The sequence below is a fragment of the Prevotella conceptionensis 9403948 genome (assembly GCF_000312305.1).
GTDB classification, from domain to species: domain Bacteria; phylum Bacteroidota; class Bacteroidia; order Bacteroidales; family Bacteroidaceae; genus Prevotella; species Prevotella conceptionensis.
In genome coordinates this window covers 91,421-104,883 of the sequence record NZ_HE999453.1, presented here as the reverse complement: position 1 = coordinate 104,883, position 13,463 = coordinate 91,421, and the positions used below count along the sequence as shown (strand labels likewise).

General features: G+C 48.1%; 4 protein-coding genes and 2 pseudogenes. All 6 read right to left on the bottom strand.

Features of this window, described 5'->3' with window-relative positions:
- Positions 1-419: 419 nt before the first annotated feature.
- Complete coding sequence (locus BN93_RS14040; RefSeq protein WP_019188953.1) at positions 420-1,535, bottom strand: hypothetical protein; 1,116 nt, start codon at positions 1,533-1,535, stop codon at positions 420-422.
- A 1,859-nt stretch (positions 1,536-3,394) separates the two neighbouring features.
- Positions 3,395-5,491: a galactose-1-epimerase gene (locus BN93_RS14030; protein WP_019188951.1), complete on the bottom strand. Its 2,097-nt coding sequence runs from the start codon at positions 5,489-5,491 to the stop codon at positions 3,395-3,397.
- Positions 5,488-9,447 (bottom strand): annotated as a pseudogene (locus BN93_RS14025) (two-component regulator propeller domain-containing protein). The gene BN93_RS14030 and the pseudogene BN93_RS14025 overlap by 4 nt, the downstream one beginning before the upstream one ends.
- A gap of 54 nt (positions 9,448-9,501) precedes the next feature.
- The gene (locus BN93_RS14020; RefSeq protein ID WP_044260936.1) at positions 9,502-11,496 is read right to left on the bottom strand and encodes a hypothetical protein; all 1,995 of its coding nucleotides are present in this window, start codon (positions 11,494-11,496) and stop codon (positions 9,502-9,504) included.
- A 182-nt stretch (positions 11,497-11,678) separates the two neighbouring features.
- Positions 11,679-13,169, bottom strand: coding sequence for an IPT/TIG domain-containing protein (locus BN93_RS14015; RefSeq protein ID WP_019188949.1), 1,491 nt, complete (start codon positions 13,167-13,169; stop codon positions 11,679-11,681).
- Between the two features lie 51 nt (positions 13,170-13,220).
- Positions 13,221-13,463: pseudogene (locus BN93_RS14010) on the bottom strand (endonuclease/exonuclease/phosphatase family protein); the annotation flags it as partial.

Genomic DNA, 13,463 nt, shown 5'->3' with positions numbered 1-13,463 from the left:
GGATGCTTACTTTGCAGAACGAAGGAGGAGTTCAGGCAAGCTGCGATGAGCTTTCTTGAAAACATCGCGGAATACAAGGAAGCGGTGGATTTACTTCTAACCATCAATTCCCGATTGGTTGATTCCTAAACCATTTCTTTTTGACTTTAAGCCTTCCACTTACACCAGGAAAATGCAAAACGGGATGCTTTATCACAAAGCATCCCGTTGTCATTAACAACTCTCTTTTCTTTCTTTGTTTCCTGAATAATCTTTACTTTCTAATGCTATACCTGATTTGAGATTCAATCCTTATTCAATCTTTTGCCTATGTTATGGGATGTAGTTGGGGAATAAACCAACATCCAGTCGACTACTTTCCCCGCATCCCCTTAACATACTGGGCCTATGGCAAAGCCAGCCTAATACCTAATTGTTTTTTATCTTCGTCCCCCGAAGTGCACACCGCCAGAGTTGGTGTTCGAGGAGTTCGTATTGTTATGTTGTGGCGTATATGTCGTGCCGCTATTGTTAGCTCCGCCAAACGAACGACCGGAAGTTGAAGGGGTAGAACCACCTTGCGAACGTGTGGAATTAAATGGTGTTACGCTTTGTTGCGTATTGCTGAAAGACGAACCACCTGTGTTTCCACCGAACGAACGTCCCGATGTTGAAGGCTGTGAGCCTTGCGAACGGCTAGGGCTGAACTTGCTGTTGGGCACTTCGGCCGAGCCACTTGCATCAGAGCCACTGAAATAACGTGCGCCCCCAAAGTTTCCGCTGCCAAAGTTGTCGTCGTAATCACTGTTTATGCGTGCCGTACTCCGCGTGCTGCTTTGACGCTCGTAACCATCATTCCAACTTTCGCCATAACCAAAATCGCGCCCTGAACCGTAACGGCTGCTGCCCGAACGCCTAGACTGGCTAGGATAATTGTAATTGTACGTGCCATAGTCGCGACCAGAGTAAGATCTTTGCGGTGCGTCGTAGCCATAGCCGTAATTGTCGTAGCTGTTATCGGTAAAGCCGCCAAACCTAAATCCGCGTCCATAGTCGCCACGTTGGAAACCATCGCGCATGCCATAGCTGCGTCCTCCGCCGAATTGCCTTCCGCTGTACCTGCTGCTCCCGTTATACCAACCGCTGGTGCCGCGGTAAGTGTTGTAAAATACGGGGCGACCGAAGTAATAATAGTCGCGATAGGGATAGCGAGCGTATATGCGGAACCGCCAATAACCAGTGTCGTAGTAAAGAGGACGGTAGAAGTAATTGGCCTGGCAGTATGCCCTATATTGCCAATCGTATAGTATATAACCCAAGTCTTGGTTGCGCCTGCGCCAATAGATGCCGTAGAGGTCGTCGTAATGGTCGATGCTAAGCAAGTAATCGAGGTTTATTTCGTAAGCAGCCTCATACTGGTCGTCGGTGAGGTTCAGCTCGTACGCCATCTTATCGGTGAGGAAGAGGGCTTGTTGCCGCGCTTGTTCGAAACTCATCGCCTTAGCCTGATAAGCATAAGCCAGCAGAGTAAGCAGGGTTATTAATAGCTTCTTCATAATCGTTCTTTTTAAAGATGTTTATAACTCGATTCTAATTTTTTGGAGGCCAGCTCAGTCTTGGTCCTCTGTCTCTCTCTTTGTCTTTGTGGGGTAGCCTATGGCCGCCTCTTTGGGGATTGCCTTTTGGCCTTTATTCCCTTTTTACATTTGCAAAGTTAGCCCAATTATAAGCCCTGCCAAAAGGTTTTTCCCTAAACACGAAAGGAAATCCCCTACTCCAAAGGAATAGTGAGTTAGTTTATGAGGTGGTGAGGTGGTAAGTTTGTGAGTTGGTAAGTTTATGAGTTGGTATGTTAGTGGATTAGTTTAAGAGTTGGTAAGTTTTATTGTCTTATAAACTCATTAACTTATAAACTCATTAACTTATAAACTCATTAACTTATAAACTCATTGACTTATAAACTCACAAACTCACAAACTCATAAGCTTAGGCGCAATGAATAATCTTTTAAATGACCATTATTATTGAAGTCGTCTTGACATTTAAGATTTCTATACTGTGCCGTTTCCCACTCGCGTGTGTTTACTGCAAATTCGTTTTGTCTAGTTTTTAGCAAGAAATTTAACATTATGAGTGCCCTTTTCGTCCACCAATCGCTCACCTTATCGCAAAAAATCGATTCTCGCGAAGGTTTGTTTTGATGCAAAAAGGGGTTGCATGTGAATGTTGGCAAAATGAATTTTTATTTAAAGCAACCGCCATTTGCACCAGTTTCGGGGTTATTTGCTGCAAAATGGAGTGCGTTTTGCCGCTAAATGGAGTGCGTTTTGCACCAAAACACCTTGCGTTTTGGTGCAAAACGCAAGGTGTTTTGGTGCAAAACGAAAGCCAAAATGCTGCTAAATGCGAGACGAAAAGCATAAACTTCCACAGCAATTGTATAAATAAAACCTTTCAGAGCCATAAAACACATGGCTAAAAAGGGCAAAATAGCCATTAAAAGGTGGGGTTTTAGTAGCTAAAAGTGGGTAATTGGACTTTAAAAATTACGAGCTGGCGACCAAACTAGAAAGGCAAAATGGTGCTAAATGCAGGTCCTAGGCTTAAAAATAGACAAACCCCAAGGCATGAAAGGGTAGAAAAAGTGGCTTTTTACCTACTTTTTTACCTATATTTTCGCTAGAACAGAGCGAAATTTATAACGCTATTGTAAAATAAAAGTTAGTGATTTAAGTTTTTGAGTTGATGAGCTTATGAGTTGATGAGCTTTTGAGTTGGTGAGTTTTTGAGTTGATGAGTTGGTGAGCTTATGAGTTGGTGAGTTAGTAAGTTGATGTCTTCGGCGATTGTTGGGTTTTCGTGAGTATATAAGCCAGTGAGTTGACTTGTTTTGCACCCCTCTCAGTTTGTAGAAATATTAAAAGTCAAGACGGCTTCATTATTCCTTACTCTCTAACAGTAGGCCGAGACGAAATATTTACCCAGACAGCAATAAATAAAAAACAGCTTGTGATTGTTGTTTATCGGTGAAGTTTCATACACCAATTAACAAACAATCACAAGCAGACAAGGGAACGAGTTAATAAGTGGGCAAGTTAACAAGTGGGCCAGCATTCTTATCTAGCCTTTCTAGCTATACTAGTCCTCCTAGGTCTCACTGGGTTTTCTAGTTATACTAGACCAACTCGTCCATCAGCAGGCACAGCCACCTTTTCACCTTTTCACCTTTTCACCCTTTCACTCTTTCATCCTTTCACCTTTTCACCTTTTCATCCTTTCACCCTTTCATCTTTTCACCTTTTCACCCTTTCACTCTTTCATCCTTTCACCTTTTCACCCTTTCACCTTTTCATCTTTTCACCCTTTCACCTTTTCACCCTTTCACCCTTTCACCTTTTCACCTTTATAAGCCTTTTCACCGCATAGAAAACTTATACACGCAGTGGCTGCTATACTTTTTACCAGGTTCGAGCCATGCGCTAGGCCATTCGGGGCGGTTAGGACTATCGGGGTAATGCTGCGTTTCTAGGCACACGGCCGAATGTTTGGGGTAGCGATAGCCATGCTTACCAGCAAAGGAGGCATCGAGAAAGTTACCCGTGTAAACCTGTATGCCAGGTTCGTTGGTAAACACTTGGAGCATAATTCCCGTTTGGGGACTGTACAACGAGGCCGCCACAGCTCGTTCGTCGGGTTGTCCGTTGTGCCAAGTATTCAAGCACCAGTTATGGTCGAACCCACGTGCATTGCGAGTCATGGCAAAGCGTTGGTTGTTGATGTCTTTACTTAACGGCGTAGGCTTGCGGAAATCCATAGGCGTGCCAGCAACTTTCAGCATTTGACCAGTAGGCATATAGGTAGTGTCGGCAGGCGTATAGCGGTCGGCATTGATGTAAAGTACTTGGTTCTCGCCATGTTGCGAAGGATTGCCGTTGAGGTTAAAGTACGAGTGGTTGGTCATGTTGATAACCGTTTTCTTATCTGTTGTGGCATCATAACGAATGTCAATGGCGTTGTCGGCCGTGAGTGTATAACGCACAGTGGCACGAACAGTGCCGGGAAAACCATTGTCGCCATCGGGCGAAACAAGGCTCATCTCCACCGTTGAGTCGTTAAGTTGCTTACCATCGTACACTTGATATTGCCAACCCGTAAAGCCTCCATGCAGGCAATGCCCATAATTGTTGCGAGGCAACTGCACTGTTTTGCCGTCTACAACAATGCGTCCTTGGTTAATTCGGTTGGCGTAACGTCCGATTGCCGCCCCAAAATCCGACCCGAAATGCTGATAGTCGGCATATTGGGCAATATTGTCGTAACCCAAAACCACATCGCGCAGTGTGCCACGCCTGTCGGGAACCATGATGGAAACAATGCGCGCGCCAAAGTTTGTTAGGCAAACCTCCATGCCTTTATGGTTAACCAACGTGTAAAGGCGTGTGCGCTTGCCATTGACATAGGCCTCGAAATCGTTGGGGTATAGCCCTGAACGCGTGGCCACACCACGACTACCCTGTTTCACTGTTGGTGCTGTGCCCGTCTTCGAAGGCCCGTTTCCTGTTACCAAGGGCCATCCATCGGCCCACTCTATGCGGTCGAGCCACACCACCCGACCATCATCGGGGTTGGATGCCTTAAAGCCATGATAAAACATATAGTCGTTGCCCGCATCGTCGGTAATCAGCCCTGCGTTATGCCCAGGGCCAACAACATTGTCGTTCTTACTCAACAACACATCGTAATGGTTATCGAGCAGACGCTGGCCAGCTTTGTTTAAGTAGGGTCCGAAAAGACTCTTAGAGCGGCCAATGGTTATTCGGTACGTGCTACGAGCCCCCTCGCAGCAAGTGCCTGCCGACCCGAAGAGGTAATAATATCCCCCACGCCGCCTGATGTAAGTTGCCTCCATAAACGTTCCTGCAACCTTGCGTGGCTTAACGCCCTGCTTTACGTGCAAGCCATCGGCACTCAACTCTACACCGTAAATGCCATGAAACGAACCGAAGAAAAGGTATTTCTTGCCCCCGTCTTCGATATAAAAGGGGTCGATACAGTTTTGAATGCCAATCTGTTTGCTTGTAAACATACAGCCGCGGTCGACAAAGGGACCGGCAGGACCATTGCTCACAGCAACGCCGATACCTGCATCCCATTCACCACCCCATACCGATTTAGAATAGTACAGGTGGTATTTACCGCCAACGCGCTGAATGTCGGGAGCCCAAATACCGCCTTTCGGTAGCCATTTGGGGCGCGAATTGTCGGTAAAGGCCGTGCCCACCAACTTCCAATCAACAAGGTTAGTCGAGTGGTATATGGGCACGTTGCGCGTATCTTCTGTGGCATAAAGATAGTATGTGCCGTCTTCGGCGCGTATCACCGTAGGGTCGGGCGCGCTCTTGTCTATCACGGGGTTACTGTAAGTCGACGTCTGTGCCAACGAAAATTGGGCTGACAGCGACAGCCATGCAAGCAATGTCGCCGTAAGAATGGGTTTTGCTGAATGTCTCATTGTTCTTTATTAAATTCTTTGGGCAAAATGCCAAATTGTTCGTAAAAGCATTTGGTGAAATAACTTGGACTAGAAAAGCCCACGTCGTAACACACTTCGTTCACTTTCTTGTCGCCTGTTTTAAGCATTTCGGCAGCCGCTTTAAGTCTTTCTATACGTATATAGTTGTTGGGCGACTGGTCTAGCGTGCCGCGCACCTTGCGGTTAAGGCTCGTGCGACTCATGTTCATTTCGGCCGCCAAGAGGTCTACATTAAAGTCGCTGTTGCCGATGTTGCGCATAACAGCCGCCTTCAACCTCTCCAAGAACTCGGCGTCGGCAGGACTGATAGAGGCCGATGACGCCGAAACAAATGGCGAAGTGGCGTACATCTTTTTTATTTCCTCGCGCTGTCGCAATAGGTTTTGCACAGTTTGAGAAAGGAAGTTCATGGAGAATGGTTTCACGATGTAGGCATCTGCGCCGCTTTCCATCCCCTCCATCTTACCTCGTTCGGAGGTAACGGCCGATAATATGATTACGGGAATGTGCGAAAGGTCGACGTTGTACTTAATACGACGACACAGTTCCATACCATCCATAGGTTCCATCATTACGTCTGTAACCACAAGGTTCACGTTGTTACGCTCCATTTGCAGCAAAGCCTCTTCGCCGTCGGTGGCCGTAACGATGTTGTATTCTTTTTCCAAGCACCGCTTTTCGTACTCCAACATCTGCACGTTATCCTCTACAAGCAGTAGGGTATGCGGCTTGGTATGCGCCACTTGCGTGATTGTGAGTTCAGCTTTCGCAGGCGTTACGTCTCCTATTCCATTGCCTCCCAACCTTACGGGCACTTCTTGCATCAAGGGCAAGGTAAGCACAAACACATTCATATCCGCCTCATCACCCATGCGTAAGTGGCCATTGTGCAGTTCGGCTAGCGAACGAGCGAGAGCTAAACCAATGCCCGTGCCCGATGTGGAGTGTTCGGCTGTGTCGATATGGAAGAAAGGCTCGAATACCTTTTCACGCAAATCTCTGGGTATGATGTTGCCATCGTTGGCCACGGTGAGGAAAAGTTGCGTGTCGTCGGTCTTCAATGTCACCGAGATATACGACAGACAGTACTTCACAGCGTTGTTAATCAGGTTGCTTACAATCTTGGTAAAGCCCTCGTGGTCAACATAGCCATGCAAATTGTTGCCTTGCAACGATAACGTGGCGTTGATGTTCTTCTCGCGCATAGCCGAACGGAAACGGTTATATGTATCGGTAACCAGTTTCGTGAGGTTGCAATATTCGAAGTTGAGGCGTAGGCCGTCTTTCTCAGTTTTGCGAAAATCCAGCAGTTGGTTTATCAGGTCGGTAAGCCTTTGCGTATTCTCGTACATGATGTTGAGATCGTCTCTCACATCGTTGTCTTTCACCTTCTGCGTGCCGAGAATGTTTTCCAACGGCCCTAAAATCAGCGTAAGCGGCGTGCGTATCTCGTGCGCCACGTTGGTAAAGAAGTGTATCTTGCTTTGATATAGTTCTTGTTCTTTGCGCGTTTCGAAGGCCTCCATAGCCTGTCGGCGACGCGTTTCGGCACGACGGTTCCAATAACGCATCATCAACCACACCAAAACGGCGAGCAAAACCACATAGAATAGTTTGGCCCAAATGGAGAATAGGAAGAATGGGCGCACGTCGATGTCTAGCTTATACTCGCCAGGATAAGCCTTTCCGTTTTGGTCTTTCATGCGCACAATTAGCTGATAAGAGCCAGCAGGAAGGTTGGCGTAGGTCATAAAGAAGTCTGCCCCCCATAGGTTGCCAACTCTTGTCGAACCCTTCGAGCTTGTATTCTAACGCGCCCCAATTTTGCCTTGAATAGCTTAGGGGCACAACATGTAACCTAAACGCGTTTTGGTTATAGGCCAACGATAGTTTACGAGTAAACACAATGTTCTGTTCCAAGGGCGTGCCCTTTGTGAAGTTGTCTACATGTTCGTTGCCTATATATAAATCGGTGGCCACAAGTCGGGGCATGCGCTGTTCTTTTTTCAATGCCGAAGGCGAAAAGCGCACAATGCCGCTAAGGCTTCCAAAGTAAATGCGTCCACGCTTGTCAATAAGTGATGAGTTATAGTTAAACTGGTTGTCGAGCAGCATCGTGCTATTATTATAGGTGCGTACGTCGCCGCTATGGGGGTCGTAGCGCACGAAACCAGCATAGCCTGAAAGCCAAAGCACACCATCGCCATCTTCTTCCATGCGGAAAAACGTAGACGTGCTGTTAAGTACACCTTGCTGTAAAGGTTTGAAACGGCGGGTGGAAAAGTTGAACCTGCACACGCCACCGCCCTGCGTGGTCACCCAAATAGTGCCTTCGCTATCTTCGTAAATGCTCAGGGCCTTGTTTGAAGTAAGCCCCGATTGGGTTGCTTTAAAGTTTGTCCAACGGCCATTGTGGCGCATAAATACGCCATTGGTTTGTGTGGCTAGCCATAGGTTTCCGTGCGAATCGAAACTTACATCGTTGATGAGCACGGGCGGCACGGCTTTATCGTAGACAAAAGATTGGGTGTTGGCGTCGTAGGTACATAATCCGCGTATGGTGCCAAGGTACATTACGCCCTGGGGCGAACGCGCTATACTAAATATGGTGTTATCGTGGAGCGACCCCAAACGGCCGTCGGCCTTGAACGATTTCACTACTTGGTGGGTGCGCGTATCAATAACTTTTAGGCCCGAGGCAAAGGTGCCCACCCACAATTCGTTGCCGTCCACGCAAAGTCCATGCACGTTTGGGAAGGCGTTGCTAGCTGCAATATGGCTAAATGTTTCGCTGTCGGGTTCCATGCAGTTCAGTCCGCCGTCTTCTGTTCCTATCCATATTCTCCCTTGTTTGTCCATAACCATCTCTCGCACGCGCCGTCCATGTAGTCCGTTTGCGCTACCTTGTGGCACAAAACGTTCGAAAACGGGGTGTATGGCAGGCAAGTAATTCAGTCCGCCAAAATAAGAACCAGCCCACAAACCGCCCTCGCGGTCTTTGTAGAGGCAATAAAGCGGATTATCGGATATGGAGAAAGGGTCTGTGGGATTGTAGGTAAAGTGTTGTATGGCGTGGGTGTCTAGGTTGTAAACCAGCATGCCTTGCTCGGTTGCCGCCCATACCTCACGATGACTTAGTATAAGGTTACGCACGAAAAGTTCCTTTCCTTCGATACTGGTTACTAGGGGCTCGAAACTGTGGCGTGCAGCATCTATAAGCGAAAGTCCTTGTCGGTCGGTGCCAATGGCGTAGCGCCCGTTGCCCAAGGGCAGTATGGCCGAAACAATGTTTCCTGCAAAGGGCGTTTGCCCATCTTGTGTGCGAAAGGGCGTAAGCGTGCGAAAGGCGTGGTCGGTGGTGTATAGTCCGCCTCCGAAAAGCCCGAGCCACACCGCTCCGTTGTCGCCAATGGCCATGCCTGCAACGTTGGGATATCCCTTTAATCGGAAGTGCGAAAGGTGGTTGCGGCGTAAATCGTAGCAGAAAACGCCCTGTTCGTTAGCCGTGATGTATATCTTGTCGCCATGACCTTTTATCACGTTCACCATGTTGGTGATGCTCACGCCGTCGGCACTTCGTTTGTCGAAACGGTTGAAAGAGTCGGTCAATGGACTGTAAATCCACACGCCACAATCTGTTCCCACCCATATTCGGCCGTTCGCGTCTTCGAAAAGCGCGTTGATATAGCTACTGCCTAGGCTATGTCCGTCGGGATAACTGTAATACCATTTAAATAAGGTGCCATCGTAACGGTTTAGTCCAGATTTCGTACCTATCCACATCAGGCCTGTTCGGTCTTGCAAGATGGCGAGCACGGTACTTTGCGACAGTCCCGACTCCACGCCGATATGCCTGAACAGGATGTTGCTCCTGCCTGTCTTCCGACAAGCAGAAGCAACGCTGCTATCATCAATCTTATTCTCTTCATCTGCATTAGTTTGTTGCGTAAAGGTACGAAATTATTCAAACAAACCGAAAAACAGCCGTATTATTTCAAGAAATCTGTTGTACGATTAGGCGAATATAGTTCCCAAAGGGAGGCAATCGTCCAGCCAGGCGCAAAGATGTCGTTATAAAATCCCTTGCCATTGTGTCCGTAATCCCACGTGGTATGCTGCACCACTTCGGGATAGAAGCCCTGCTTACCCACACCGCAAAGGTTGTTGGCAACAGGCAACAGCTGACTAAGCGAAGACGTAATAACATCGTACATGCCCTTAAAACGCTGCTCGCCCGTTTGCTGAGCCAGCCAGCTAAGGATGTGAGGAAGTTCGAAAACAAACACGTCTATGTGGTTATTCTCTACCGAAACATTACCCCACCCGCGTGTTTTCAGTCCCAGTTCGCCCGTCATCTGCCCAGGCGCAAAAGGCACATCCCACGTGTAATACCACGAGATGGCGAAGTATGCGGCTTGCTTACACAGCTCGATATAATGCTTTCGCTCCTCGCCCTTGGTAACCATAGCCAGATAATAGGTGGCTGTTACGGCGGCAATGGCGGCCTCCTTGTCTTCGCAATTGGCATCGAGCGTAGACGAGAAATAGTCGCTTTGCGAGATAATGTTCTTCTCCACATAGCTTACCGTTCGGCGAGCGGCTTGCAAATAGTTCTTGTTGCCGAAGTATTTCCAACCCATCACCAATGCTGAGGTTGCCGAAGGAGTGCTACCTCCCGATGCGTCGACGTCCGTTCCATCAGACTTAAACTTGCGAGCGAAGTGACCATCACCTTTTATTAAGGCAACGAAGTTGTCGAGAATGGTACGTATGCGCCGCTCCCATTCTATGTGGCGACGACCGTGGCTCTTCTCATATTTTAAATAATGTAGTACAGCATACACAGCCTCGCTTTGCTGACGAATGGAATGGATGCTTTCTTTTGGGAAACCATCGCGGAAGTTTACGAAGTCGTGCAGGTAGCCACCTTCCCCAAATCCGTTGCTCAGAAAACTGTCGAAGATGGCTTGCCCCTTGTTAACAAGGTCTTCGTCTTTTGTTTCGACACCGTATTCTATCTCGTTGAAGGCATTAAGCAACACACGTCCGCAAAAGCCTATCTGCATTTCTGTTTCCGGTAGGCAGTCGTTAACCCGAAGTGAGAGCCCCGAATTGTATTTCAATGGGTAGCGGTCTACGAACGAATGGCGGAAGTAATCGCTGAGGGCAGCTTTCACTTCTGCACCCGTGTAGGCACTTTTCAGGGGTTGTGGCTGCATGCGGTCGTAGCAATATTGCCACACTTGCGTAACAAAGCTGCCGAAATCATTAGCTTTATAGCGGTGTATGCGCCAACGCAAGGTTTGCTGTTCACCCTTTTCTAGCTTGGCAAAAGCCGTTACGGGGTCTATGAGTGTTAGTTTGCGGATATATCGTTTGGGAGTTTCCTTATAAGGATAGCCAAACTTTAAGGCCACGGTGTTTCCCTCGCCGTCGAAACCTGCATAACCCACGGATGTGCGTCCAGGAAGTATTATCTCGCCCGTAGTTAGCTGAACTTGTACGTCGCAAGGTGTGTCTAACACGCGCAATACGGATATGCCTTGCCCATCGTGTGGGTTAAAAGCACTAGTTAACGGTGTAGACATACGGTCTTCTCTAAAACACCAATGCTTACTCGTTTTGAAAGAAGGAGCCTCTTGGGGTGAGCGCATGTTGCGATGATACCAGAAACCAGGCATGTAAAACTCTGTCTCGCTAGACGACAAGCCTGTGTTGAGGCTGAGTTCGAGGTGGAAATACACCTTTTCGCGCGCCGAGAGGGTGACAGTCAGCAGTTCGTCGTCGCCGTCTTTCGTAGTAGAAGACACAACGCTTAATGGTCCATCGGTCGTCCAACACTGCCCTTGTTGTTGCAATTGGCGCGTTTCAGACGGATTGCCTGGCGTTTTTAGGCTAAGCGACATCGACAAGCCTTGCGCTTGTAACGGACTAATGTTCGCTACAAACGCCCAACCTAGCAGAATGACTTTTATTCGTTTCATCGTTTTCTCTGTTGTTTTTATGCTGTGAATATCGTCAATAACAGTTGACGTTATCTATCTTCAGGCCATACCGTCTCTCTATGCGAAAGACGCCAAACAAGTAACCTGCCGTGGCATCGCCAACCATTTGGCCATGCAACCTAAAAGGCTTGGCGATGCCACGTATGGTTAAAGGTGTGTTTTCAACGGCTTATTGTTCTCACACTCTTATAATAGGTGTCGAAAACATAGAATGTTTCTGTACGCTCATCATAGGCAATGCCCGTAGGACTTCCAAAGCGTGCCGTCTCTCGTAAGTCGCCATCATCTGGCCCCCAAGTGTTGCCATCGCCCATTGCCGACGTTGCTCCGCGCCCTGCAAAGGTGCGAACACGACCTTCGGGTGTGAGGTAACGCACGCAATAGTTATCGTAATCGCAGAAGTAGAAGTCGTAAACGTCTTCCTTGCCCTGTGCCACGTAGTCTGCATTCTTCACAAATATGCCTTGATAGGGGAAGTTCATTAACGTACCGTCGCCCTTACCATCGGCCCATCCCTTCACACCTTGCTGCCCCGAAACGAGGTAAGGCTGCTTGAAACGCTTGGTAGCCTCGTCGTAATCCATACGATAGATGCAGTGTTGGTTCAGTGCTATTACGTAAGCGTACTTGCCTGTGGGGTGCATGGTGATGTTAAAGTTCCAACGACTAGCACCAAGGGAGAGCATTTGCTCATAGTTGTTGCCCGTGAGATATGGGTCCCAAGGAGTTGTTTCCGAGGCATTGGCATAGTATTTGGCCACGTCAAGGCGATAAATCGCATTGTTGCCGTAGCTGTTGAAGTATAGTTCTCCGTTAACAGGGTGCACGGCTACAGTGTTACATTGCTTGTAAGCGGCCAGCACCTCGCACTTAGACTCGTCTGTAAAGCTGCCATCGGCGTTGCGTTTAACAATCCATACGCTTGTAGAACGCTCTCCGCTGTCGTCGCGGTCGGTGGCAACCACCATGTCGCCCTTTGCCGTAAAGTCTATTGCACGTAAGCGTTTGCCTTCGAAACACTTACTGCCGTGCATCACGGTAGTAACAGTCTTCGCCTTCAAATCGAAGAGTTGCACACCAAAGCCACTATAATCGAAATCTTCGTATGCAACATATAGGTGGTCGTGGTTCTGCGGGTCGAACTTCATAAAGGCGGCTTGCTTGCCGAAAGTGGCCGAACCATCGTCCTTGCCAGTGCCAAACTTGCCGTCTTTCCATCCTGGGTCGCCGTCGCTTATACGGTAGCCTATCAGTGTGCGCACCACCAACGGACTGGCGTATGCAAACTTTGTAGTGGCCTTGGCTGATTGTTGATCCACCTTCACCTCCACTTCAAACCGTCCCGACTCAGTCCAATAAGGCACAATACAGCCTATACTGTCGGCCTTTACGTAACTTAACTTGGCTCTCTTTCCGCCAATCGTTACGTTTACCTGTGTAGAGTCGAGTCCGAAGTTTGTGCCATAGATAACCATTTCTTGGCCTTCGCTGCCCTCGGCAGGCGTAAAACGGCTGATGGTTACAGGCACATTGGGGTTGTAACTCGGAGTGTTGTCTTCATCTTTATCGCCGCAAGCAGCAATATTGCCACACAAAGCGGCTATGAAGAGTGCGTATATCCAACGCCTCATTGTGGGTTTATTCCTTTTCATATTGTGGTTTCGTCTTAATGTTAACTATGTATTTACAATCTTATGTCGCGCCTATTTCTTCACGCGAACTTTAAGTGTGGTAAGGTTTCCCTTATGATCAGTGGGCCAAGTTCCTGTTGGTTCGATAAAGGTATCTTTCGAATCGTTGGCTCCGCGCTTGCCAAAATAGATGGAACCAGACGGCCCAACGAGTTCGGCTTTCAGCAATTCAACAGGTTGCGACTTGTTATAATACACAAAGTCGATACGGTCGCGCTCGTCGTATTCGGGACAGAAAGACAGCTGGCCTATACT

Bases quoted from the DNA above. Each gene is read 5' to 3' on its own strand.
- BN93_RS14040 (WP_019188953.1), bottom strand. From the start codon at position 1,535: ATGAAGAAGCTATTAATAACCCTGCTTACTCTGCTGGCTTATGCTTAT.
- BN93_RS14030 (WP_019188951.1), bottom strand. From the start codon at position 5,491: ATGAGACATTCAGCAAAACCCATTCTTACGGCGACATTGCTTGCATGG.
- BN93_RS14020 (WP_044260936.1), bottom strand. From the start codon at position 11,496: ATGAAACGAATAAAAGTCATTCTGCTAGGTTGGGCGTTTGTAGCGAAC.
- BN93_RS14015 (WP_019188949.1), bottom strand. From the start codon at position 13,169: ATGAAAAGGAATAAACCCACAATGAGGCGTTGGATATACGCACTCTTC.